This is a genomic window from Nocardioides sp. CPCC 205120 (assembly GCF_048654585.1).
Lineage (GTDB): Bacteria > Actinomycetota > Actinomycetes > Propionibacteriales > Nocardioidaceae > Nocardioides.
This window is the reverse complement of sequence record NZ_JBMCYY010000001.1, coordinates 608,875-632,950: the sequence shown is the minus strand read 5'-3', so window position 1 is coordinate 632,950 and position 24,076 is coordinate 608,875. Positions and strand designations below refer to the sequence as shown.

Annotated in this window: 20 protein-coding genes; 13 read left to right on the top strand and 7 right to left on the bottom strand. The window is 72.7% G+C overall.

What is annotated here, in order from left to right; translation table 11 throughout:
• Positions 1 to 19: 19 nt before the first annotated feature.
• A complete protein-coding gene (locus ACOACO_RS02950) occupies positions 20 to 685 on the top strand; it encodes a haloacid dehalogenase-like hydrolase (protein WP_420294757.1) in 666 nt (221 codons plus the stop codon).
• Here ACOACO_RS02950 and ACOACO_RS02945 read toward each other — a convergent pair.
• Positions 675 to 1,400: a GntR family transcriptional regulator gene (locus tag ACOACO_RS02945; protein WP_420294756.1), complete on the bottom strand. Its 726-nt coding sequence runs from the start codon at positions 1,398 to 1,400 to the stop codon at positions 675 to 677. The two genes, ACOACO_RS02950 and ACOACO_RS02945, sit on opposite strands and share 11 nt — an antisense overlap.
• Positions 1,401 to 1,502: 102 nt before the next feature.
• Here ACOACO_RS02945 and ACOACO_RS02940 point away from each other — a divergent pair, with 102 nt between their 5' ends.
• The 8 genes from ACOACO_RS02940 to ACOACO_RS02905 all read left to right on the top strand — a co-directional run bounded on the left by ACOACO_RS02940 (position 1,503) and on the right by ACOACO_RS02905 (position 9,083).
• Positions 1,503 to 2,966 carry an FGGY family carbohydrate kinase gene (locus ACOACO_RS02940; protein ID WP_420294755.1) on the top strand — a complete coding sequence of 488 codons (1,464 nt, stop codon included), beginning with the start codon at positions 1,503 to 1,505 and terminating at the stop codon, positions 2,964 to 2,966.
• Entirely contained in the window at positions 2,963 to 4,417 is a 1,455-nt protein-coding gene (locus ACOACO_RS02935; protein WP_420294754.1) for an NAD(P)/FAD-dependent oxidoreductase, read from the top strand. Before ACOACO_RS02940 ends, ACOACO_RS02935 begins: the two co-directional genes overlap by 4 nt.
• Positions 4,414 to 5,679, top strand: a complete 1,266-nt coding sequence (locus ACOACO_RS02930; RefSeq protein ID WP_420294753.1) for an NAD(P)/FAD-dependent oxidoreductase — start codon at positions 4,414 to 4,416, stop codon at positions 5,677 to 5,679. The genes ACOACO_RS02935 and ACOACO_RS02930 overlap by 4 nt, the downstream gene beginning before the upstream one ends.
• A 363-nt stretch (positions 5,680 to 6,042) precedes the next feature.
• The gene (locus tag ACOACO_RS02925) at positions 6,043 to 6,738 is read left to right on the top strand and encodes a hypothetical protein (RefSeq protein ID WP_420294752.1); all 696 of its coding nucleotides are present in this window, start codon (positions 6,043 to 6,045) and stop codon (positions 6,736 to 6,738) included.
• A 93-nt stretch (positions 6,739 to 6,831) separates the two neighbouring features.
• Positions 6,832 to 7,782 (top strand): NAD(P)H-binding protein, encoded by a 951-nt coding sequence (locus ACOACO_RS02920; RefSeq protein ID WP_420294751.1) that lies wholly within the window; start codon positions 6,832 to 6,834, stop codon positions 7,780 to 7,782.
• A 45-nt stretch (positions 7,783 to 7,827) separates the two neighbouring features.
• The gene (locus tag ACOACO_RS02915) at positions 7,828 to 8,211 is read left to right on the top strand and encodes a hypothetical protein (protein ID WP_420294750.1); all 384 of its coding nucleotides are present in this window, start codon (positions 7,828 to 7,830) and stop codon (positions 8,209 to 8,211) included.
• The gene (locus tag ACOACO_RS02910; RefSeq protein WP_420294749.1) at positions 8,205 to 8,519 is read left to right on the top strand and encodes a hypothetical protein; all 315 of its coding nucleotides are present in this window, start codon (positions 8,205 to 8,207) and stop codon (positions 8,517 to 8,519) included. Before ACOACO_RS02915 ends, ACOACO_RS02910 begins: the two co-directional genes overlap by 7 nt.
• Positions 8,520 to 8,642: 123 nt before the next feature.
• Positions 8,643 to 9,083, top strand: a complete 441-nt coding sequence (locus ACOACO_RS02905; RefSeq protein ID WP_420294748.1) for an iron chaperone — start codon at positions 8,643 to 8,645, stop codon at positions 9,081 to 9,083.
• A gap of 26 nt (positions 9,084 to 9,109) precedes the next feature.
• Here the strand turns inward: ACOACO_RS02905 and ACOACO_RS02900 are convergent, their stop codons facing one another.
• Positions 9,110 to 10,816 carry a phospholipase D family protein gene (locus ACOACO_RS02900; RefSeq protein WP_420294747.1) on the bottom strand — a complete coding sequence of 569 codons (1,707 nt, stop codon included), beginning with the start codon at positions 10,814 to 10,816 and terminating at the stop codon, positions 9,110 to 9,112.
• Positions 10,817 to 10,930: 114 nt separating this feature from the next.
• Between ACOACO_RS02900 and ACOACO_RS02895 the strand changes: the two genes are divergently transcribed.
• The 4 genes from ACOACO_RS02895 (at position 10,931) to ACOACO_RS02880 (ending at position 15,535) form a co-directional block, all read left to right on the top strand.
• Positions 10,931 to 11,899, top strand: a complete 969-nt coding sequence (locus ACOACO_RS02895) for an NAD(P)/FAD-dependent oxidoreductase (RefSeq protein ID WP_420294746.1) — start codon at positions 10,931 to 10,933, stop codon at positions 11,897 to 11,899.
• 248 nt (positions 11,900 to 12,147) lie between these two features.
• Positions 12,148 to 13,194, top strand: coding sequence for a hypothetical protein (locus ACOACO_RS02890; RefSeq protein ID WP_420294745.1), 1,047 nt, complete (start codon positions 12,148 to 12,150; stop codon positions 13,192 to 13,194).
• Positions 13,195 to 13,257: 63 nt separating this feature from the next.
• On the top strand, positions 13,258 to 14,253 hold the full coding sequence (locus ACOACO_RS02885; RefSeq protein WP_420294744.1) for a hypothetical protein: 996 nt from the start codon (positions 13,258 to 13,260) through the stop codon (positions 14,251 to 14,253).
• A 13-nt stretch (positions 14,254 to 14,266) separates the two neighbouring features.
• Positions 14,267 to 15,535: an adenylosuccinate synthetase gene (locus ACOACO_RS02880; RefSeq protein ID WP_420294743.1), complete on the top strand. Its 1,269-nt coding sequence runs from the start codon at positions 14,267 to 14,269 to the stop codon at positions 15,533 to 15,535.
• Positions 15,536 to 15,734: 199 nt separating this feature from the next.
• Here ACOACO_RS02880 and ACOACO_RS02875 read toward each other — a convergent pair whose 3' ends face one another.
• The 5 genes from ACOACO_RS02875 to ACOACO_RS02855 all read right to left on the bottom strand — a co-directional run bounded on the left by ACOACO_RS02875 (position 15,735) and on the right by ACOACO_RS02855 (position 24,071).
• Entirely contained in the window at positions 15,735 to 16,370 is a 636-nt protein-coding gene (locus ACOACO_RS02875; RefSeq protein WP_420294742.1) for a DUF6308 family protein, read from the bottom strand.
• A gap of 303 nt (positions 16,371 to 16,673) precedes the next feature.
• Positions 16,674 to 17,495, bottom strand: a complete 822-nt coding sequence (locus tag ACOACO_RS02870) for a hypothetical protein (RefSeq protein ID WP_420294741.1) — start codon at positions 17,493 to 17,495, stop codon at positions 16,674 to 16,676.
• 498 nt (positions 17,496 to 17,993) lie between these two features.
• Positions 17,994 to 19,100, bottom strand: coding sequence for a DNA sulfur modification protein DndB (locus ACOACO_RS02865; protein WP_420296288.1), 1,107 nt, complete (start codon positions 19,098 to 19,100; stop codon positions 17,994 to 17,996).
• A 41-nt stretch (positions 19,101 to 19,141) separates the two neighbouring features.
• Complete coding sequence (gene drmB / locus ACOACO_RS02860) at positions 19,142 to 20,845, bottom strand: DrmB family protein (RefSeq protein ID WP_420294740.1); 1,704 nt, start codon at positions 20,843 to 20,845, stop codon at positions 19,142 to 19,144.
• Positions 20,832 to 24,071: a helicase-related protein gene (locus ACOACO_RS02855; RefSeq protein ID WP_420294739.1), complete on the bottom strand. Its 3,240-nt coding sequence runs from the start codon at positions 24,069 to 24,071 to the stop codon at positions 20,832 to 20,834. The genes drmB and ACOACO_RS02855 overlap by 14 nt, the downstream gene beginning before the upstream one ends.
• Positions 24,072 to 24,076: the final 5 nt, after the last annotated feature.

The following is a 24,076-nucleotide window of genomic DNA, read 5'->3' as shown; positions in this document are numbered from 1 at the left end:
CGCGTCGTACGGTCTGCCGGTGCCGTCGCCCGACCCCTCCGCCCGTCCGCACGCCGTCTTCGACTTCGACGGGGTCGTCGTGCGCCACGACTCGACCGTCGAGCTGCTGCGCCGGCGGCTGCGCACCCGGCCGTGGCTGCTGCCGGTGGCGGCCGGGCCGCTGGTCGGGTACGCCGTCACCTCCGTCGCGCCCCCGCTGCGGGCGCCCGCGTCCCGGGTGGTGGTGCGGGCCGCGTTGGTCGGCGCGCGGCGGGCCGACGTCGAGGACCGGGCCCGGCGCCTCGGTGCCGAGCTGGCCACGGACCCCGCGTGGCGGGTCGACGCCGCCGTCGACGCGATGCGGGCGCACCTGGCCGACGGCGACGTCACGGTCGTCTCCGCGGGCCTGGCCGTGACCGTGCGGGCCTTCCTCGACGCCCTGGGGCTGCCCGAGGTGCGGGTCGTGGCGTCGCGCATCGCGGGCGGGCTCGGCGGGTCGCTGCTGACCGACCACACGTACGGCGCGCACAAGGTGGTGCGGGCCGCCGCGGCCGGTCTCACGGCGTGGGACCACGCCTACACCGACGCCGCCTCCGACTTCCCGCTGCTCGAGCGGGCCCGGCACCGGCACCTCGTGAACGCGCGGGGCGCCGTCGTGGCCGCCGCGCGGCTGCGCTGGCCCGACGTCGAGGTGCTCACCTGGTGACGTCGGCCTCCACCTCGAAGACCGCCCGGTCCGAGCGGTAGAGGTCGCGGGCGAGCTCGACGCACCGGCCGTCGGCGTCGAGCGCCGCGCGCACCAGGCGCGTGCCCGGCGTCGCCGCCACCGCGTCGAGGAGGGCGCACGACTCGTCGTCGAGCACCACGGAGGCGAGCGTGGCCCGGGCCGTGGTGACGACCGTGCCGTAGGCGTCGGCGAGCAGCTCCCACAGCGACCCGGTGAGGTCGCGCTCGAGCAGCCCGGGCGTCAGCGCGACGGGGAAGGCCGAGGACTCCAGGGCGATCGCGTCGCGGTCGGCGCTGCGGCGGCGTCGGACGAGGTGCACGGGGTCGCCGGCCTCGATGTCGAGGGCGGCGGCGGTCTCGACGTCGGCCTCGGCGACGGTGGCGCTGAGGACGACGGCGGTCGGCACCCGCCCGCCCCGCTCGACCTCGCGGCTGAAGCTGCCGACGCGGAACACGTGCCGCTTCTCGGCGACGAAGGTGCCGCGCGGGGGCCGGCGGTAGACGTAGCCCTCGTTCGCGAGCACCGTCAGCGCCTGCCGTGCGGTCATCCGGGAGACCCCGAAGGTCTCGCCGAGCTCGCGCTCCGAGGGCAGCAGCGTGTGGGGCGCCAGCTCCTCGCGCAGCACGCGCTCGCGCAGCTCGTCGGCGATGCCGACGTACCGGGGAGCGGGCCGCGGCGAGGGTCGTGGGGGCACGGTCGGCAACGTAGCACTTGCGCCGGTCATGGCCTAGGGCGCATGGTATATACCAACTGAGCCGCCTCACCCCCTCCAACCACCTGCTCCCGGGAGACGCCCGTGCACCACGTGCTCGCGATCGACCAAGGCACGTCCGGCACCAAGGCCGTGGTCGTCGACCCGGCGGGCACCGTGCTGGCCGCCGTCGAGGTCGGCCACCCGCCGCGCCACCTGCCCGACGGGGGCGTCGAGCACGACCCCGAGGCGCTGTGGTCGGCCGTCGTCACGACCGGCCGGCGAGCACTGGCCGAGGCGGCCCTGCCGGACGGCGCCGTCGCCGCGGTCGCGCTGGCCAACCAGGGCGAGACCGTCCTGGCCTGGGACCGGGCGACGGGCCGGCCGCTCACCCCCGCCGTGGTCTGGCAGGACCGGCGGGCCGCGGGCATCACCGACGACCTGCGGGCGCGGGGGCACGGCGACGAGGTGTCCCGCCGTACCGGCCTGGTGCTCGACCCCTACTTCTCCGCGCCGAAGATGCGCTGGCTGCGCGAGCACCTGACGACCGAGGGCGTGGTGACCACCACCGACGCCTGGCTGGTGCACCGCCTGTGCGGGGCGTTCGTCACCGACGTCTCCACGGCCGGGCGCTCGCTGCTGACGACGCTCGCCGACCCGACGGTGTGGGACGCCGAGCTGCTCGGGCTGTTCGACCTCGCCGACGAGCCGCTGCCGGCCATCGTCGCCAGCGACGACGTCGTGGGCACCACCGAGGCGTTCGGCGCCCCGCTCGCGGTGACCGGCCTCGTCGTCGACCAGCAGGCGGCGCTGCTCGCCCAGGGCGGCTGGGAGGCCGGCGCCGCCAAGTGCACCTTCGGCACCGGTGCGTTCCTCCTCGTGCAGACGGGCACCACGCCGGTCGCCTCCGCGGGCGGGCTCGTGACCTGCCCCGCGTGGCGGCTGCGCGACGAGACCCGCTTCTGCCTCGACGGGCAGGTCTACACGGCCGCCTCGGCGGTCGACTGGCTCGCCGGGCTCGGCGTGCTCGCCGGCGCGGCGGAGGTCGACGCCGTGGCCGCGCCCGACGCGGGCGGCGTGCAGTTCGTGCCGGCCCTCACCGGGCTCGCCGCCCCGTGGTGGCGGCCCGGCGCCACCGCCTCGCTCACCGGCCTGCGGCTCGGCACGGGCCGCGGCGAGGTCGTGCGCGCCGTCGTCGAGGGCGTCGCGGCCTCGGTCGTGCACCTCCTCGACGTCGTACGGCGCGACGGCGCCGTCGTCGACCGGCTGCGGGTCGACGGGGGGCTCACCCGCTCCGCCGTGCTGCTGCAGGCCCTCGCCGACCGCGCACAGGTGCCCGTCGAGGTGCACCCGTCGGCCCACGCCACCGCCCTCGGCGCGGCGGTCGCCGCCCGCCTCGCCCTCGACCCGACCCTCACGCCCGCGGCGGCGCTGCCGCCCGTCGTACCCCGGTCCGTCGTCACCCCCGCCTGGTCCCCCGACCGCGCCACCGCGGAGCAGGAGCGCTGGGTCGCCGCCGCGGCCGCGGTCGCCGCGGCCCCCGCCCCGCACCAGCAGGAGCAGCCATGAGCACCCCGTCCCCCGCGCCCCGTCGCGTCGACGTCGCCGTCATCGGCGGCGGTGTCGTCGGGTCCGCCATCGCCCGCCGGCTGGCCGGCGCCGACCTGGGCGTCGCCCTCGTCGAGGCCCGCGCCGACGTGGGCGACGGCACCAGCAAGGCCAACACGGCGATCCTCCACACCGGCTTCGACGCGAGCCCCGGGACGCTCGAGTCGCGGCTGGTGGCGCAGGGCTACCACTTGCTGGGCGACTACGCCGCCGCCACCGGCATCCCCGTCGAGCGCACGGGCGCCCTCCTCGTCGCCTGGACCGAGGAGGAGCTCGCGGCGCTGCCCGGCCTGCGGGAGAAGGCGGAGCGGAACGGGTACGACGCGTGCGAGCTCGTCGACGCCGACGCCGTCTACGCCCGGGTGCCCGACCTGGGCCCCGGCGCGCTCGGCGGCCTGACCGTGCCGGGCGAGTCGATCATCTGCACCTGGTCGACGACGATCGCGCTCGCCACCGACGCGGTGGCCCGGGGCGCCGCGGTGCTGCTCGAGCACCGGGTGGAGTCCGTCGAGACGGTGGCGCCCGACGCGCAGGCGCCCGACGGCGCGACGCTGCTGCGCACGAGCGGCGGCGACGTGCTGGCGACGTGGGTCGTCAACGCCGCGGGCCTGCACGCGGACACGATCGACGCGCTCTTCGGCCACGACCGCTTCACGGTGACGCCGCGGCGCGGCGAGCTCTTCGTCTTCGACAAGCTGGCGCGCCCGCTGGCGCCGCTCATCGTGCTGCCCGTGCCGTCCTCGCTCGGCAAGGGCGTGCTGGTGAGCCCGACGGTCTACGGCAACGTCATGCTCGGCCCGACGGCCGAGGACCTCGACGACAAGACGGCGACCGGCACCTCCGAGGCCGGCTTCGCGTTCCTGCGCGGCAAGGGCGAGCGCATCCTGCCCGCGCTCTTCGACGAGGAGGTCACGGCGACGTACGCCGGCCTGCGGGCCGCCGTACCGGGCGGGGACTACCTCGTGGAGCGCGACGACGAGCGGCGCTACGTGCTGGTCGGCGGCATCCGCTCGACGGGCCTGACCTCGAGCCTGGCGCTGGCCGAGCACGTCGCTGGCCTGCTGGCCGACGGGGGCGTCGACGTGCGCGAGCGCGACGACCTGCCCGCGCCGCCGCGGATCCCGAACATCGGGGAGGCCGGGCTGCGCCCGTACGCCGACGCCGCCGCGATCGCCGCGGACCCGGCGTACGGCCGCGTCGTCTGCTTCTGCGAGCGGGTGACGGCGGGCGAGGTGCGCGACGCGTTCGCCTCGCCGCTCCCGCCGCGCGACCTGGACGGCCTGCGCCGTCGCACGCGGTTGATGAACGGGCGGTGCCAGGGCTTCTACTGCGGCGCCGAGGCCGCCGCCGCGCTCGAGACCTGCGGCGCGAGCCTCGCCGACGCCCGCCCGACCGAGGGGACCGACCGATGAGCGCCACCACCCCGCCCACCCACGTGAGCGTGGCGATCGTCGGCGGTGGGCCCGCGGGCCTGACCGCCGCGGCGGAGCTGGCGCGTGCCCTCGGCGGGCCGGGGGACGCGGGCTCCGTGCTCGTGCTCGACCGGGAGCGGGAGGCCGGGGGCATCCCGCGCCACAGCGACCACACGGGCTACGGGATGCGCGACCTGCACCGGGTCGTCCGGGGCCCGGCGTACGCCCGCACCCTCGTCGAGCAGGCCACGGCCGCGGGCGCCGTCATCGAGACGGGCGCGATGGTGACGGGCTGGGCCGGGGAGCGGACGCTCGAGGTGACCGCGCCGACCGGTCGCCGCACGGTGACGGCCGACGCCGTCGTGCTCGCCACCGGGGCGCGCGAGCGGGCGCGCCCGGCGCGCTGGATCCCCGGCGACCGGCCCGACGGCGTCATGACGACGGGGCAGCTGCAGAACCTGGTGCACCTGCACCACCGCCGGGTCGGCGAGCGGGCGGTCGTGCTCGGCGGCGAGCTCGTCAGCTGGTCGGCGGTGCTGACGCTGCGGGAGGCGGGCTGCCGCACGGTCGCGATGGTGACGGAGCACCCCCGCTCGGAGTCCTACGCCGCGTTCCGCCTCGCCGGCCGGGTCGGCCTGCGGGTGCCGGTGCTGGCGCGCAGCCGCGTGGTCGCGATCGAGGGGCGGGGCCGGTTGACGGGCGTCGTCGTGGAGGACGCGGACGGCGAGCGGTGCACCGTGCCGTGCGACCTGGTCGTCACGACGGGCGACTGGATCCCCGACCACGAGCTCGCGCGGCTGCACGGCCTCGAGCTCGACCGCGGCACCCGGGGCCCGGTCGTCGACGCCGCGCTGCGCACCTCGGCGCCCGGGGTGTTCGCGGCGGGCAACCTGCTCCACCCCGTCGACACCGCGGACGTCGCGGCTCTCGACGGTCGGCACGTGGCCACCGCGGTGCTCGACTGGCTGGGGGCCGGGGCGACCGCCTCCCCCGGGGTGCGGCTGCGGGTCGACGCGCCCCTGCGCTGGATCGCGCCGCAGGTCGTCGACCCGGCGGGCCCGCCGCCCGCCCGCGGCCGCCTGCTGCTGTGGACCGACGAGCACGTCGCCCGTCCGCGGGTGGAGGTCGTGCAGGACGGCGCCGTCGTCACCCGCCGCCGGCTGGCATGGCCCGCCGCACCGGGCCGGGTGTTCCGGGTGCCCAGCGCGGTGCTTGACGGGGTGCGCCGCGAGGGCGGCGACGTCACGCTGCGCCTGGGCTGAAGGACCCCCGGACGCGCCAGGAGCGCCGTACCGAGGTACGGCGCTCCCGTTGCTGGTGGTGCCGATGTTCCACGTGGAACGTCGCTCACCCGGTGCTCCCCCGAGGGAGCGGCTCGATCAGAGCAGGAAGATCAGCAGGATGACCACGGCGATCACGAGCGCGGCAATGGCGATGGTACGAGTGTTCATGAGGGACCTCCGTATGTCGTTGTGCCTCTTCCAGCCGGCACCGGGGGGTGCCGACCGCTGTAACGGCTGAGCCTGGTGGTGCTGAGAAAAACGCAGCCGGTTCTCAGGCACGGTAACCCGAAGGTGTGCGGTTCATGCGTCCCGCCGCGCGACGGGGGCCGCTAGCGTTCGGCTGTGGCCGCTCCCCGACGACGCCGTCGCCCCACTGACGCCGAGCGGGAGGAGTGGTCGAACAGCGAGTACCCGGTCGTGCGCAACGTCCGACTGGAGCTGGAGGACGCCGCGCTCTTCGCCGGGCGTTGCGGCCTGCAGCTGCACTCCGTGGACATCCCGGAGGGGTTCTTGGCACGGCTCCCCGAGCTCACCAACCTCGACCTCGTCTACATGCCCTGGACCGACGTGGACCTGCTTGCGGAGTGCCCGGGGCTGCGTGAGCTCTGGCTGGGGAACATGCGACGCGTCACCTCGCTCGACGGCCTCCGTCACCTCGGGCTCCTGCGGTTCCTGGGCATCCGTGGGCTCTCGAGCCTGGAGGAGCTGCCGTCGTTCGCCACGCTGCAGTCGCTGCTCCTGCTGGACATGGCGAGCCTGAAGCGCCTGACCTCACTTCTCTCGGTGTTCGACGCGCCGGCACTGCGGGCCCTGTTCCTCATGGGGGTGGTCCCGATGACCATGGAGGCGGCCCGGCTGGCGAACCAGCACCCCAGCCTGCGGGAGTTCACCTGGTGGTCGGAGGGCGTGCCGGAACGTGTGGCCGCTCCCGTCATCGACGCGGTCCATCTCCCGCTCATGACGGGGACGACCCACCACGGCTGGTTGGCGGCGCAGCCCGAGGTGCTCCCCCGGGAGGAGCCCGAGGCCCGCCCGTAGACGCCCCAGCGTCCTGCGACACCGTCCCGTTACCCCCACGCGGGCATGCTCGAAGGAGACGCCGGACGGCGTCGCACCCCGAGAGGAACCCCCGTGCGCGTACTCGTCACCGGCTCGACCGGATACGTCGGCTCCCGGCTCGTGCCGGCGCTGCTCGAGGCGGGGCACCACGTCGTCGCGGCGGCCCGCACGCCGGCGCGCGTCGCCGACTACCCGTGGGGCGAGGACGTCGAGGTGCGGGAGTTCGACGTCGAGGACCCGGCGGCGATCGCCGGAGCGGTCGACGGCATGGACGCCGTCGTCTACCTCATCCACTCGATGGGCGGCGGGGACTTCGTCGCGAAGGACCGCGAGGCCGGGCGCCTCGTGGCGGCGGCCTGCGACCGGGCGGGCGTCGGTCGCATCGTCTACCTGTCCGGCCTGGTGCCCGACGACGAGCTGTCGGACCACCTGGCGTCGCGGCTGGAGGTCGAGGAGATCTTCCTCGACGCGGCCACCCCCACGACCGTGCTCCGCGCCGCCATGGTCATCGGCGCCGGCTCCACGTCGTACGAGCTGCTGGCCCGCCTGACCTACCGCGTGCCCGTCACGCCGGTGCCGTCGTGGATGCGCAGCCGGGTGCAGCCGGTGGCGGTCGACGACGTGCTGGCGACCATCGCCGCGGCGCTCGAGGGCGAGCCGCGCAACCGGCACTACGACCTGGGCGGGGACGAGGTGCTCAGCTATCCCGACCTCGTCGCCCTCACCGCCCGCCTCGACAGCCGCTGGCGCCCACAGGTCGTCGTGCCGCTCGTGCCGGAGTGGCTGGTCGGCCGCGCCGCGTCGCTGCTGACCGGCCTCGACTCCTCCACCACCCGCTCGCTCGTCGAGAGCCTGCGCCACGACATGGTGTGCGCCGAGGACGACGTACGACGCGAGCTGCTGCCCCCGGACTTCCGCTTCACCAGCATCGAGGACAGCCTGCGCCGCGCCGCGCGCGGGCGGCCCGTCGGCACCCAGGTCGGCGAGGACCCGCTCGCCCCGGCCCCCACCGACCCCGCCTGAGTCTCGGGCGTTTCGACAGGCCGGGCCGGGGCAGGGTCACCGGCCGTGAGCGACTGGGAGACCTACGTCCGTGCCCACCCCCGCCTCGTCGGCCCCGACACCTCGGTGTCGACCGGCGAGCCCTACGCGTGGGACCGCGGCGGCATCGACGCCCTCCCCGTGCTGTCGGGACTGCTGACGACCGCCACCGTGACGCCGGTCGTCGTCGGCAGCAAGGACGCCGAGCTGCTCGCGTGGGACGGGCCCACGGGCCGTCGCGGCTGGCTGTGCCGCCCGCCGCAGGGCGAGCTGCCGATCGACGTGCTGCCGCTGCACCAGGAGCTGTGGCGCGCCTGGGGCGGCATCATCAACGTGTTCGGGGCGCCGACCACGCGAACACGTACGGCGGGGACGACACGTGGTGGAGCGACAACCACCGCGAGGTGCTGACCGCGTCCACCGCCGCCGACGAGCGGACGTTCCCCGAGTCCGTCGATCTCTACTCGTGGGCCTGGGAGGACGAGGGCCTGCCGGTGCCGATCGACCCCACCGAGTTCGCCCTCGTCGCGAAGGAGGCGAACGGCAGCATGACGGCCGCGCACCGCCGTACCGGGGAGGTCGTGATGTTCGCCCCCGACCACGCGTACGAGGGCGTGAGCGAGCGCGAGGGGTGCCCGCCGTACTCGCTCTACACGATCGACGGCGGCGCCGACCTCGCCGCGTGGATCGAGCTCGCCGCGGGGCAGTGGGTGGCCTGACCGGGGCCCACCCGTGACCCTGACCCGCACTGGTCAGGATCCGAGAAGCCCCGGGGCGCCGTCGTCACTAGCGTCGTCCTCGTCGACCGGCGGCGGGCGCCGGCGCACGGGAGGAGACACACGATGAGCGTGGACGAGAAGACCCAGGGCGGCTTCAGCGAGGCCGAGCGCGAGGCGATGCGCGCGCGTGCCGAGGAGCTGCGCAACGAGGGCCGCGGCGGCAAGAAGAAGGCCGACGAGGCGCAGAAGTGCCTCGACGCCATCGCGGCGATGGACGACGCCGACCGCGTGCTGGCCGAGCGGGTGCACGCGATCGTCGCCGAGGTCGCGCCGCAGCTGGACGCGAAGACCTGGTACGGCATGCCGGCCTACGCCCGCGACGGCAAGGTCGTCGTCTTCTTCCAGGGGGCGGCGAAGTTCGGGGCGCGCTACGCGACCCTCGGCTTCAACGACACCGCCGCGCTCGACGACGGCACGATGTGGCCGACCGCGTTCGCGCTGCGCGACATCACCGACGACGACGCGGCCCGCATCACCGAGCTGGTGCGGCGCGCGGTGGGCTGAGCCCTCCTGATCTGGGCGACGTCGGCTCAGTAGGAGTGGTCGCGCCGCATCGCGCGCGGCCGGCCGTCGGGGTCGTGCACCGCGGCGAGGAGCAGGCGGGCCAGCGGGCGCGCCCGCCGCGACGGCTCCTGGAGCGGCAGGCGGCGCAGGTGCCCGACGGGGCGCTCCCCCACCCGGCCGGTGGCGTGCCAGGCGTCGAGCCGCTCGGCGTGCTGCGCGAACTGCTCGAACATGCCCTCGGCGCTCTTGCAGTCGGCGACCTCGTCGAGCTCGTCGGTGGCCAGCGCGTCCTCGTCGCCCTCGGCGCCCGACGCCGGCCGGGTGCGCAGGCGCCCGAGGTGCTCGGCGGCCAGCCGCAGGCGCAGCGTCGCCGCGTGCGTGGGGTCGAGCACCGCGGCGGTCAGCTCGGAGTCGTGGGTCCACGAGCGGCGGTTGAAGTTGTCGGAGCCGGTCGTGGCCCACGTGTCGTCGATGATGCAGACCTTCGCGTGCACGTAGACGGGGGTGCCGGCGCGGTTCTCGATCGAGTACGCCGCCACGCGGCCCGGCGCGACGTCGTACAGGCGCTGGAGGGCGCGGTGGCGCGCGAGCCGCTGCGCGGCGCGGTTGAGGCCGTCCTTGTCGGGGTGGCGCGGCACGACCACGACGACGCGCAGCCCGGGCTGGGCCAGGAGCTGCTGCTCGAGGGCGGCGACGACGTCGTTGCCGCGGGGCTCGTTGTCGTCGCTGCGGCGGCGCCACGGCACGTTGTGCTGGGTGCGGTGGCTCCAGAAGAACTGGTCCTCGACGTAGATGAGGTCGCGCGCCTGCCGGATGGCCTTGGTGTAGCCGCGCGCCACGCTCCGCTCCCCCTGCCGGGCGAACGCGTAGCCGCGCCCCGGGCCGAGGTAGGGGTAGGTGCGGAGGAGCTGCACGGTCACGTCGCCCGCCGGCGGCGGGGCGGGCCGCTGGGCGGGCAGGCGGCTCGGGTCGGTCTCGACGCGTCGTACGGCGTCCGCGAGCCGTCGCCACGGGGCGCGGGTGAGGAGCGCGGGGTCGTCCCAGCGCTCGCGGAAGGTGGTCTCGACGTCGCGGACCACCGGGCCGCGCAGCTCGAGCTGCACGTCGTGCCACGGCGCGCGCTCGCCGTACTCCTCGGTCAGCGGACGTGCCTGCGGGTCGCCCTCGTGGTGCTGGTCGTCGCGGCGGTTGCGGGCCAGGTCGATGCCGCCGACGAAGGCGACGTCGCGCGAGGGGTCGTCGGCGTGGCGCACGACGACGAACTTCTGGTGGTGCGACCCGCCCGGGCGCACCCGCATGTCGAGGGAGACCTCGGCGCCGCGGCGGCTGAGCTGCTCGCCGAGGTGGCGGTTGTTCTTGGCGAAGAACCCGGCCTGGTCGGTGTGGGAGCGCCACACCAGCCCGCGCACGTCGACGCCGCGCTGCTCGGCGCGGCCGATGACCTCGACGACCTCGCTGCCGGGCTCGCCGGTCAGGCGCAGGTCGGCGTCGCCCATCCAGTCGGTGAAGAGCACGAGGTCGCCCGCGCGCGTCGCCTCGAGCACGCGGTGGAGGGCCTGGAAGTAGGACGCCCCGTCGATGTGGGCGAGCGTCCGGTTGCCGGTCGACCAGGCGACGTCACCCTCGGGCGTGGCCGCGTGCTCGTCGGCCGACACGCCGTCGGGGAGGTCGATGCGCGTGTCGGGGTTGCCGCGCTCCGTCCGCGTGAGCAACCACGCCGCCTCGTCCACCACGCCGTCAGTATGGGTGCGCCAGGTGTCGCGGAGGTGTCGCGGGCAGCGGTGGGCCAGCGCGGTGGTGTGGTACGGCGGGCACCCCCGGTTGGCAGCCCCCTCCATCCTGTCGTCATGGCTGGGGTGACGGAGCGCGACGTGGTGGTCGTCGGGGCGGGCATCGCCGGGGTCGCGTGCGCGCGGGCGCTGACGGAGGCCGGCGTACCCGTCGTCGTGGTCGACCGCGGCATGCGGATCGGTGGCCGGATGGCGTCGCGTCGCGTGGACGACCGCCCGGTCGACCTGGGCGCGTCGTACTTCACGGTGCCCGACGACGACCCCGCCTTCGCCGCGGTGGTCGAGGAGTGGCGCGCGGCCGGCCTGGCGCGGGAGTGGACGAGCCGGTTCCACGCGCTCGACGACGGCCGGCTGGAGGCGAAGGACGGACCCGTGCGCTGGGGCGCGGCGGGCGCGCTGCGGTCGCTGGTGGAGCACCTGGCCGGGCCCCTCGACGTACGGCGCGCCGCGGTCTCGTCGGTGGCCGTGGGCGACGCGGGGGTCGTGGTGGACGGCGAGCCCGCGCGGGCCGTCGTGCTGGCGATGCCGGACCCGCAGGCGCGGCGGCTGCTGGACCCCTCCCTCGACGACGTGGCCGCCCGGCTCGACCGGGAGTGGGAGCCGGTGCTGGCGCTGGTCGCGACATGGCCGGAGCGGACGTGGGACGTCGACGGCGTCTTCGTCAACGGCGACCCGGTGCTGTCGTTCGTGGCCGACGACGGGCAGCGGCGCGGGGACGGCGCGCCCGTGCTCGTCGCGCACTCGACGCCGGAGTTCGCGTCGCGGCACCTCGAGGACCCCGACGCGGCCGTGCCGGAGATGGTGGCGACGCTGCGGGCGGCGCTGTCGCTGGGCGAGCCCGCGTCGGTGCAGGTCAAGCGGTGGGGACTGGCGCGGCCGACGGGCGAGCGAGACGAGCCGTTCCTGCTGGACCCGCGGGGTGTCGGGGTGTGCGGCGACGGGTGGGGGCCGAAGCCGAGGGTGGCGACCGCGTGGCGCTCCGGGCACGAGCTCGGGCGGGCGTTGGCGGAGCGGCTCGGGGGCTGATCGTCCGCCTGGGGGCTGCTCCCAACGGAGTCGCGGTGCCAGCGGTAGTGAATCGCTACCGCTCATACCGCAGGCGCGGCGACGCCGCCAACCGCTGCCAACCGCTTCTAGGTCGCGGTGTCAGCGGTAGTCGTCCACTACCGCTCCTACCGCGACCCGCGGGTCTTTGCCGGGCCCCTCCGCGATCTTTTTTGTCTTTCTGACCAGAACCCTTGCCAGGTCATTAATTGTCGTACAGACTATTAGTCATGAGCGACACCGAGACCCTCCTCCGCCAGGTCGAGGCGGCCACCACCGCCACGGACCTCTTCGGCCCGCCGAGCGCCGACTCAGGTGCGCGGCGGAGGGCGCGCCGTACGTTCCGCGTGCTGGCGCTCCGCCTCCACCCCGACCGCCTCGCCGCAGCGGCGCCCGGCACCGACCGGGACCGGGCGGCCGCCGCCTTCGCGAAGGCCACCGAGCTGCACGAGGCGTGGGGCCGCGAGGCCGAGGGGGACACGACGGACGCCCTCCGGGGCCAGCGCGGCACCTACCCCGTCGGCCCCCTGGTCGCCCGCGGCACGGTCGCGAACCTGCACGCCGTGCCCGGCCAGGACGCGGTCGTGAAGATCGCCCGCCGCCCGGCGTCGTCGCGGTTCGTCCGCAACGAGCGGGAGGCGCTGCAGGCCCTGCAGGACTTCACCGACCGGCCCGGCAACGGGTGGCTGGCGCCGTACTTCCCGCGGCTGATCGACACCGCCACCGTCGGCTCGCCCACCGAGCGCCGCGAGGCGAACGTGCTGGGGTCGCTGGGCCGCGCGGACGGCTTCTACTCGCTGGCGCACGTGCGGCAGGCCGCGCCCGAGGGGCTCGACGGTCGCGACTGGGCGTGGATGCAGCGGCGGCTGCTGCGCGCGCTGGCCGGCGCCCACGCGGCGGGCCTCGTGCACGGCGCCGTCCTGCCCGAGAACGTGCTCATCCACCCGCTCGAGCACGGCGTCGTGCTGGCCGGCTGGTCGTTCGCGACGCGGCCCGGTCGCCCGGCCGAGGGGCGGGTGGCGTCGCAGGCCGCGGCGTACCCGCCCGAGGCGAGCACCGGCGTACTCACCCCCGCGAGCGACGTCTTCATGCTCGGCGCCCTCGGCCTGACGCTGCTGCGGCCCGAGGAGCGGGCGCAGCGGCGGTTCGCGGAGGGCTGCATGCAGGCGGCGCCGGCGATGCGGCCGCGGGCCGCGGACCTGCTGGAGGAGTACGACGACCTGCTGGACCGCCTCTACGGCGCCCGGCGGTTCCGCCCCTTCGCCGTCGCGGTCTGAACCGCGACCCACCGACCAGCCACACAGACCGACCACACAGACCAACGAGAGAAGGAGACAGTCATGGGCAACGGAGCGTGGAGCGACCGGGACTACCGGGCGGCGGCGACGTTCCGCCGGCGCAGCGGGGCGGCGGACTTCGGCTACAGCGACGACGTGCGGCGCCGGCCGGCCTCGCAGTGGCGGGCGCACCCGACGCTGGACCCGAAGGACGCCGGCGTGCGCGAGTCGCGCGACTCGGTCGAGCACCCCAACAGCACGCCGATCGCGGTGTTCTTCGACGTGACCGGCTCGATGGGCACGGTGCCGCGGCAGATGCAGGCGGAGCTGTCGAAGCTGCACGGGCTGCTGCAGCGCAAGGGGTACGCCGAGGACCCGCAGATCATGTTCGGCGCGCTCGGCGACGCGGACACCGACTACGTGCCGCTGCAGGTGGGCCAGTTCGAGTCCGACAACCGCATGGACGAGCAGCTGCGCTCGATCTTCCTCGAGGGCAACGGCGGCGGGCAGCTGAGCGAGTCCTACGAGCTCGCGGCCTACTTCATGGCCCGCCACACCGCCACCGACGCGTGGGAGAAGCGCGGCAGGAAGGGCTACCTGTTCGTCATCGGCGACGAGATGGGCAAGCCGAAGCTGCGGGCGCGCTACGTGCGCGACCTCATCGGCGACCGGCTCCCCCGCGACCTCGACAGCGCGGCGCTGTGGCGGGAGGTGCAGGAGCGCTGGGAGGTGTTCTTCGTGCTCCCCCGGCAGACAGCGCACTTCGACAACCCGAAGGTCAACGGCTACTGGGCCGACGTGCTCGGCGAGCGGCTGCTGCGCCTGGAGGACCCGACGGCGGTCTGCGACCTCATCGCGCTGACCGTCGGCCTGCTCGAGGACGCCATCGACCTCGACGAGGGGCTCGAGGACCTGCGGGAGGTCGGCAGCGCCAGCGGCCCCGCGGTCGGCCGGGCGCTCGCGACGATCGGCGCCGGCGCGGGCTCGGGTGGGGCCGGAACGACAACCCTCCCCGCCGCGCTGGCTCGCGACCTCGACGCACCCGACGACCTGGCCTGAGAGGAGATCCGTCATGGCACAGCCGCACCGCATCGTCGTCGGCCTCGGGTTCGGCGACGAGGCCAAGGGCGCCACCGTCGACCACCTGTGCGCGCAGGGCGGTGTGAGCGCTGTCGTGCGGTTCTCGGGCGGCGCGCAGGCGGCGCACAACGTGGTGGTCGGGGACGTGCACCACACGTTCCGGCAGTTCGGGTCGGGGACGCTCGCGGGGGTGGCGTCCTACTTGAGCCAGCACGTGCTGGTGAGCCCGGAGGCGCTCGCGGTGGAGGCCGAGGAGCTGGCGGCGCTCGGGGTCGAGGATCCCCTCGGTCTCGTCGCCGTCAGCCCCGACGCCCTCGTGGTGACGCCGGTGCACCGCGCCGCGAACCGCACCCGCGAGGACCTGCGCGGCGACGGCCGGCACGGCTCGTGCGGGCTCGGGATCGGGGAGACGCAGTGGTACGCCCTCCCCGAGACCGCCGGCGACGCCGCGATCCGGGTGCGCGACTGCCTCGACTCGGCCGGGCTGCGCACGAAGCTGATGGCGCTGGTCGACTTCTACGCGCCGCTCCTGGCGCAGGGCACCCACGACGTGCCGAGCGTGCGGGAGATGGCGGTCGACCTGCTGGAGTTCGGCGCGGCGGTGGCGATCGTGCCGGACGCCGCGTACCTGCGGTCGGCCGCCGAACGTGGGTCGCTCGTGTTCGAGGGCTCGCAGGGCGTGCTGCTCGACGAGTGGCGCGGCTTCCACCCGCACACGACGTGGTCGACGGTCACGCCTTCGCCGGCTCAGGCGCTGCTGGCCGAGGCCGGGCTGGAGCGGGGCGAGGTCTGGGGTGCGACGCGCGCCTACGCCACGCGGCACGGTGCGGGGCCGTTCCCGACGCAGGACCCGGCCCTGGCCGCGCTCCTGCCCGAGCCCCACAACGGGTACGGCGAGTACCAGGGCTCCTGGCGCGTCGGCCACCTCGACCTCGTGCTGCTGGAGTACGCCGCGCGCGTCTGTCGGGCGAGCGGGGGGCTCGATCGGGTGACGGTGAGCCACGTGGATGTCGTCGAGGCTGCCGGGGGGCGGGTCGGAGTGGCGCGGGGGTACGCGTCGCTGCCGCTCGGGGACCTGGAGGACCTGGAGCACCAGGAGCGGTTGACGCGTGCGTTGCTCGGCGTGCGGCCGCGGGTGGAGGCGTTGGAGGGGGACGTCGCCGACGTCATCTCCGGGGCGCTCGGCGTGCCCGTCGGGTCCGTTGCGTACGGCGCCGCGCGTGCTGATCGGGTGGGTGCGGCGGCTGCTCAGGCTGCTTGAGGGGTGTTCGTCGAGCGGCGGACCAGCGCCCCAAGTACGGCTTCAACAGCCTCGCTAGCACCACTAGGGCGGAGGAATCAGCCCCACTTCGCCTTGGTCCACAGCACTACATCGAGCAGCCGTAGTTCACCGGTGTCGACAGGGTGCCGCGACGCGCGCTGCAACTCACGGAGTGGGCCGAGCACGTCGGAATGGGTGCTCAGGTACGCGTAAATCTGCAGGTCGGCGCTGAAGTTGCCGGGACCCGTTCGACCAGCGACTGGCCGCCGGCCAGGTGCTGGCACACCAAGGAGTCCCGCACCGGGAACAGGCCGGGGCGCTTCCGGGCGCACAGCTTGGAAGCAAACACCCACCGGTTGGAATCGCGATCGTCGGTGGACGTCAGCGTCTTGAACAAGAGGTGCAGGTCCCACATCCGGTCGAGCGTGACTGCCGACCCGAGCGGTGAATGTTCGAGGTCGGACAAGGCGGTGTCGACCGGAAGCGCGTGCAGCAGGCTAACGATGCGAGCGTTGCTGGCATCGAAGATCCTTCGTGCCTGCCGGCTGTCGACCTGGACACTGAGGGTCGACACGGCCCACAGGTCGGCGGCACTCACGTCGTACGCCGGATTGTCACCCGCCGTGGCGAAGAGCAAGCCGGAGTAACCGCCGTCGGGGTCGTAGTAGCGGTCGAGACGGTCCACGACTCCCGGCTCGAGCGCTGCGAGGGTCGCCTCGAGCGCGGTCGCGCGCATCGCCTCGGTCGTCTCCGGCCACCCGCTCGGAATCGCGTAGGTCCGGCCGTCGCCGTACGGCGCCATCCGTGTGGACGTGCCCTGCTGCTCGTCGAACATCGCTTTCCCTTGCTTCATCGGTGCGTCCTCTGGTGCGCGCTGCCGGTCTCCTGCGCTTCCGGGGGAGACCGAAGCGAAGGACGCGCACTCATGCACGCTGCGCACAGGCGCTGCGTTGGCTGGTGCAGAGGGCACCTTGGAGGCAGCGCACCTCGTCGCAGTCGTTCGCAAATTCGGGCGCATGGCCCACGTCCGGGGTGGAACGGGTATGCCACCACTCAGTCGACGGGGCAAGAGACGCCGCCGGACCAGGCGCGATGTGTGCGCCTCACCTGCACCACCCCGGGCCTGCTCGTGCCGCGCCTACCAGGAGAGTCTGTCGAACGGCAGGCCGTCGATCGCAGCGCGAGCCGACGCGGCGTCGACGCACCGCTCGCTGATCGCCCGAGCAAGCCCATCCACTTCCTCGTGACCGTCATCCGGCACATGATGCCCGTGGGGCGCCTGTCGACGGGGCTCATCGATCAGGCGCACCCCCTGCGGACTCGAGACCAGCCGGCCCGAGTCATCGAACTCGAAGCCGGCCTGCGCGAATCCCTGCCGTGCTCGCGGGACCGCCAGTCCGGCCCGCGCGACCCCGGCGTTCCGCCGCATGATCAGGACCGCGGGAACGAAATCCTCGACGTCCAGGTCCTCTTCGAGACCGTAGTCGAGACCGGCCGACGTGATCCATGCCGGCAGCAGCAGGGCTTCGAGCTCGGGGTTGTCGCACCCTCCGACCAGGGCCGCGAGAAAGCCGGGGTACCAACCGATGTCGCTGTTCCGCGCGGCGATGATCTCGAAAGCCTGGCGCCGATCCCGCTCGAGCAGGCGGAGCAGCACCGAAGCAGAGTGCTCGGTCCACTCGCTGCCCCCTTCTTCGTCCTCGCACTGCAGGAGTCGAACCACGGTCGCAGGGTCGAGGTCCGGACGCTGCCAGATCACGTCACCACCGAATGCCGCGCCCGAGGTCACCAGTTCGACCGCACGGCCCTTATCGGTGTTGGGGTTGACGGCCACCGCGGCGCCCGCGGAACGTCGAAGCCCAACAGTCGACCACTGAGAGTCATCAAGCAGCCTCGCGACCATGGCATCGATCGCGAGGCCGTTGAGCTGGGGAGAGGCAAGTACCTGTGTCATGCGCATGCCAGGAGTGTTGCGGGGACCACCGACGATCGAGAGCGAACAAACACCCCTGGTCTAGGCAGCGCTGGCTGGCCGGGTCGGGGCCCGGCCGGCGACGCGCGCATCTGCGCTGGTCTCCTTTACCGACCTGCCTCCACCTGGCCGATGTCGACGCCCCTGAGCCTCAGCACACCGGTTGGAGATGCGGCGAGCGGCGAGCTCAGGAGCCGACCGCCAGCACCCAGCGCTCGCCGCCCCCCGCCCTGAGCTCGGCGCGAGTCGACCGGCGTCTCGGAGCTCTTGCGCCGCCCACCTCGCGTCGTACTGCCACGTGTAGAAGAGGTCGCCGGAGCCGGCCAGGTCATCCGGATGCAGCGTCCAGATCTCGCGACAGACCTCGACCACCGACCCTTTCCGCCAAGAGGACGGTGCTTCGACAACCCATATTTCGAGGTCGGAGCGGACGGCCTGGACGACGTGGTGGGCACTCCTGACGCCGGGGTCAACGGTGCGGACCGATCACCTCGCGAGCACGGCCGCCAGTGCCCGCGTCGCCGCCATCACCTCCTGATTTCGAGCGCTCGGCGTACCCGTCCTGCCGACGAAGCCCGCCGCGTTGAAGAGCGGCGAGTCGGGGGTGAAATCCACCTGGCTCAGCGAGTAGACGTAACGCAATGGGTCGCTCTCGTTGTCCCGAGACAGAGCCTCACGTAGTGCTCCGGCGATCACGCGCAGCGTTGTCGTCGACAGGAGCAGCGTTGCCCGACGCTCCGCTGCCATGTATGCACCGAGGGCCGTGGGCGACCCGTCGTCCATCATGAAGGATCTGACCTGCGCCGTGACCGCCGCGAACTCGTCCCGGCTACTGGCGAGCGTGTCGAACAGCTCACCGCCGAGCTGGACGAGCGTGTCGACGTCCCTGTCACGTGGGCTCCGCCCCCGAGGGACGTTGGCCCCGAGGACGTACCGCTTGAGAGCGTCGTACACCCCGGCGAGGGAGAAGATCGCACCGCTCCGTGTGGTGATGCGGGCCTTCTCCTTCTCGACCACTCCCTTGAGCATGGGGTGCTCGTCGGCGAGACGCAGCGCGGCCAACGCATAAGGGTCACGGCTGTCGAACGCGACGTTGAGCGCCTTCGCGACGACCTTGGGGGTGGCATTCATGTCACTGAACATCTGCCGCCGCCGCATGTAGTCGTCCTCGACGTAGAGAACGACCGCCGTGTAGTCGTCCAGCAGGCGGGGATCCGCCTCGGACGCCTCCTTGATCGCCTGTCGGCGGTGCTGGCCGTCCAGGCATCGAAGCTCGGCGTCGAGCGGAAGGACCAGGAATCCGACCCCGGTTCCCTCCTGCAGCTCGACGAAGTGGTCCCGCGCGTCCACGACGTCGATCGCGTACGTGACGGCCCCGAGCACGTAGTCATCAGTGTTCTCGACCATGTAGGTCACGATGTCGCCCGCGTGTCGGGGGTCGAGGCTTCTCTGCGCCTTCTTGTCTTTCGTGTCGGCGGGTTCCGCCCCTGCCGAGAAGTTCCTCAGCAACATCGTGTTCTTCACGGACAGCAGGTACATGTCGCGATCGCCCTGCCGTCCCTTGAGTGCGGGAATGTGGACCCCACCGACCATGCTCAACGGAAAGTGCCTCTCGTCGTAGTTCGTTGCTGTTCTCACCCCGGGATCAACGCGCTACCAAGGCCGCCCTTGGTGCTGTCGATCGGGCCGACCAGGCTGACCCGGTCCAGGTAGGTGTTCCTGTGCTCGCAGCTGGTCTCGGGCAGGAGCAGGCACGTGTGGCACGCGGCCAGGTTGAGACCGTCACTCCCCGACGGCCCAGACTCGCCGCACACGGGGTCGTTCGAGCACCACGCCGCCCGGGCGAACGCGGCGATCAGAGTGTCGGCGAACCTCTCGGCATCGGCCAGCGCCGCGAGCCCGCCCAGGCTTCCAGCGGCATCGGACGACGCGGTGTAGATCAGGAGGCCGGCTTGGCCCTTCTCCGCGTAAATGCGCTCCCGCAGCGACCCGGTCGGGTACCCGGCATCGAGACTCAGCTCCTCGAGCAGCACGTGGGCGAGCGAGTGGATCGCGAGGAGGCGGTTGGAAGGCGATGCGGCCTCGTCGGCCCTGGAGTCCTCGGAGCGGCGTCGGAGGGATTCAGCCAGGAGGTCATGACGTGAACCGGCAAAGCCGCTCGCCTCCCACTGAGCGATCACCGTCTCGTCCAACCGCACGAATATGCCTTCGCCGAGTACCTCGGTGGCCGGCAGCCAGTCGCGGGGGGTTTGACTGAGTTTGGACGGCGCTCCTCCAGCTTCAGGAGACACACGGGAGAAGCTGCGTAGCGCGCGCACCTCCCGTAGTCGAGAAACCATCGACACCTGCGCGACCAACGGTCGGACGCGGCGGTCGACGTCGACCGACTCGCACTGGAACGTGTCGTGCGACCCACCATTGTTGCCGTCGATCAGGGCGCGGTACTCCTCCTCCCGCAGGTCCGCGTCCGTGGGCACCGTACGAGTCTCCAGACCCTTGCGTGTTCGCACCAGGTCGACGATTCCGTTGACGTCATACTCCGCTCGGCCGGCAATCATGGCGGGGAGGGCCAGGGCGAGGGCCCCTTCCGGAAGATGTTCAAGGACCGGCCAGTGCTTGGTGACGAACTGCGCGTTCGGACTCGACCACGGGGGGATGGAGATGCTCGATCGAACCTCGCCGAACCACACGTTGGACGAACCGCGCTGGAGGGCTCGGAGCGGCTTCTCGCACGGCTCGTCAGGCGCTCCCGGCAGCCATGGGCGTCGCCCCGCGCACTTCTTGATCTGGTTGAGGGCGTTTCGCCCGAACGATCCGTCCAGGTCGTGCGGCCTTACGCCGCAGGCGCAGCGGATGACGATGTCGGCCAGGGACGACGAAGCCCCCCTGGTCTCCAACGACAGCCTGTGGCCGGCTCCACTTCTCTCAGCTCCGCGGTGCACCCAGTTGAAGTAGGGAAAGTCCTCGATGTGACCGTTCTCGCAGCACGCCACGAAACGCGAAGGCGTCAGGTCGCGCAGGCAGTCGGGGCACATCATCTTTTTCGCGTCGAACCGCCTGTACGAGTCGAGGCGGCGGCATTCGGGGCAGTAGTGGTACTCCGGGAAGCGAACGACGGGCACGTCGCCTGAGCGCCTGCCGCTCGAGGGCGAGCGGAAGGTGTGAACTCCGAGAGAGCGCGCCAGACGCGGCTCCTCGACCGGGGGGGACCAGCGCTCGTCCCACTCGTCCGTCCCGCAGATCATGAAGCTCTGGTCGCCGGCCGGGAAGAGAGAACCCACGCCGTACGTCGTCACCAATTGACTCTGCCGAGCCTTGGGGCGCTCACTGGTCACCATTGTCTCCGGATCCCTTGCTCCTGTACGACGAGATGATCTTCAACGTGCTCTCCCTGTCGACGTTTCTGAGACTCGTCAGCGTGGGCCACGGCGCCTGGGTGGGAGGGAAGATCTCGCCGAGCGACTCGCCGCCCTCCGCCCCCGGGACCGAGCTACCTGCGGGAACCATGAGCGCCTTCAGGTCCGCGCTCTGCATCCCCCACCGTGCGTACTGCCGAACCGACCCGTCGCCGACCCCCTCTTTCCAGTTGCTGAGCAACGACTCGAGGGCGTCGCGGACCTCCGGCCCCCGCCCTGGTGCCACCTTCTCGGCTCGAGCGGCGATGACGTCGATCAGATCTGGAAAGGCCCCCGACTCCACCGGCACCTCCGCGGACTTGTCGCCGGCGGCACCCGGCACCAGGTGCCGTGCCAGGATCACGAGCAGGCCGTGGAGGCCTCGGTCCATCGCCCTGGACGCGAACGGGGTCGCGCCCGTGGCCTCGACCTGCTTGTAGAGCGATCGGTGATAGGACGTGAACGACTCGTAGTGCGACAGGTCCCGTGATCGAGATGCGTTGTACATCGCCAGGACCAAACCAGGATGACGACGCCCTACCCGACTCGTCGCCTGGATGTACTCCGAGGTCGTCTGCGGCTGCCCCATGACTGCCATGAGCCCGAGCCTGTCCACGTCGACGCCGACAGAGATCATGTTGGTTGCGAGGACGATGTCCGGACTGCCCGGTTCGGTGCACGGGGTCTGGAGCGCCTCGAGCTCCTGGGGGATCTCGGTCGACTTCTTCCGAGAGGTCAGCTCTCGCGGGTCGCTGGTCTCTCGCGGCGGAGTTCTGCTTCGGCCCGCGACCACCTTGATCCGGTCGCGGACGTCGTCGATGGACTGGATGTAGGCAGCTCCGAGCACCCGCAGACTGTTGAAGTATCCGAGGAGCGTCCAGTAGGCGTCACGGACCGTGTCCGGGGCGTCCAGGTCCTTCGCTCCCTGAAGCAGTGCTGCGTACGTCCGCACCAGCAGCGTGGCGTGGCTGGTGCTCGGCGCGAGAAGACCGACATACTTCCGGGTGCCCTTGACGGCCGGCTCGGCATCAACGGCGAAGAACGAGTCATCGGCATCCACCCCTGGGGGAGGGAACTGACGCGCTTCCCGCGCGAAGACGGCGGCCACCTGCTCGCCTGCCCGGCGGATCGTCGCAGTCGAGGCGACAACCTTTGGTCGCGCGCCGGTGCTGCGATCCGTCGCAAGATGATCGATCGCCGTCTCGTACAGCCCGACAAGCGTTCCCAGCGGACCGCTGATGAGATGAAGCTCGTCCTGGACGATGAGGTCTGGCGGGGCGTCGTGCCCCGAGCCGAACAGCCGGCCGCTCTGCTCGTTCCACGCCAGCATCGCGAACTTGTCGACCGTCCCGATCACCAGAGACGGACGCGCCCCGTAGACGTCTGAGTCGACGAGATGGACCGGCAACCCGTCCAGGCCCGCGAACCTGCACCCCGGTGCGGCGCACCGCACAGTCATCCGGTCCCGTTGCGCGTCGGCGTCGTAGTGCTCCGGCCCAAGTCGGCTCCCGCACCACGGGCATCGCAGCAGCTGCACGGGATCGCCGAGGTCGCCGGGTTCTTCACCTGCACGGCGCTTGCGGATCGCCTTCGCCGCATCCGCCACCTTGTTCGGGGTAGCGCCCTGACCGACCCACAGCCCGATGCTGAACCGCTCCCAGGTCGAGCTGTCACCTTGCTCCGAGCGCCACACCTCCAGCGCGCAGATTAGCCCAGCCGCGCGTTCGAACTGCTGGAGCGTCAGCAGTCTCAGCGTGTAGCGCATGAGGACCCCCACGCCCGCCCCGTCACCGTCCGCGCCGGCGCCCCGGAGGCGGCGGTGCACGAGGTTGAAGGCGATGAGGCCTAGGTAGGCCTCGGTCTTTCCGCCACCGGTCGGGAACCAAAGAACGTCGGCAAGCTCTCGATCACGGCTCGCGGGCTCAGCCAGACCCCTCAGGTTCAGGAGTATGAACGCCATCTGGAACGGGCGCCACACACCCATCACGTCGGTCGGCGCCTCGGTCAGACCGCGTCGGATCATCTCCTGGCGGACCCGCTGCTGCTGCATGACGGTGTTCATGGCACGGAAGGCACGCTCTGCATGCTCGTTGCGATCCAGGAGGTCGATGCCCTCCCGCATGCGTCTGGCGGCGATCCGCGCGTCGTCGAGGTGCCTGCGCGCCGTCTCGGCCTGCGTATCGCGAAGGGCGCCCAGCTTGCGCGCCTCACCGTCGATCCACGACTCGTACCGGTCGACCAACCCGTCGAGGGGCTCGCGGACGTGGGGCACCGCCAGCTCGGACATGGACAGGCCCGGAACGTCGTCCCGGTCAGCCAGCGCCAGTCTTAGGTCGTGCTCCGGGAAGAAGGTCGTCTCGACCTCGGTCACATGTTCGGCCTCCTCCCACGTGACCGACACGCCGTGGCCGACTGCAAGGTGACGTTCACGGCGGTACAGCAGCTCACCGCTGTGCTCGTCGGTGTCCATGTGTTCCAGCACCCGACGGGGACGTCGGTCGGCCAGCTCCCCGCCCACGGCCGACACCTTGACCCTCGGGCGGAACCAGCACCAGGCGTCGGAGCGGCCGCTCTCGGGCACGACGAAGGTGTTCACCAGTACGACGGTCACGCTGAGAACACCATCGAGCGCGGGGCGTTGCACGACCCTGAGCGCCAGACCGTCCGCGAGTGGCAGCTCCGGCCGAGCTGCCTCGCCGACGATGAAGGTCGTGGTGACGGGCCCGAACGAGGCCCGCCGCCACCGTTCGACGCGCCTCGTCCGGGACCTGCTCGCGATATCGCCCTCTCCGCCGGACGGCAGGTCACCCCCGTCAGCAAGAGGTTCATAACGGTGAGCCTCCACCTCGACGGTGAAGCTGCGGGTGACGTCGGTGAGCCCGACCGTGAGTCCCATGCTCGACGGGTAACGGCGGTGGGCGAACGAAACACCGGGGTCGACGCCCGCATCGGGTGCAGAGCCGCCCTCCTCGCCGTCGGGGGGCTCGTCGACGACCCCCACCATCGCCGCCTGGTGGCCCTGCTGGTCGCGCGGGTGCAGGATGCCGACGATGTATCTCTCCAGGGGCTCTTCGTCGAGCTCGTCGTCCTCCGACGTGCCGTAAAGGTCGGCGACGACCGCCTGCACCATGCGCTGCCGAGCCTCGTACCAGGCGTCGAGATCAGACATCACAC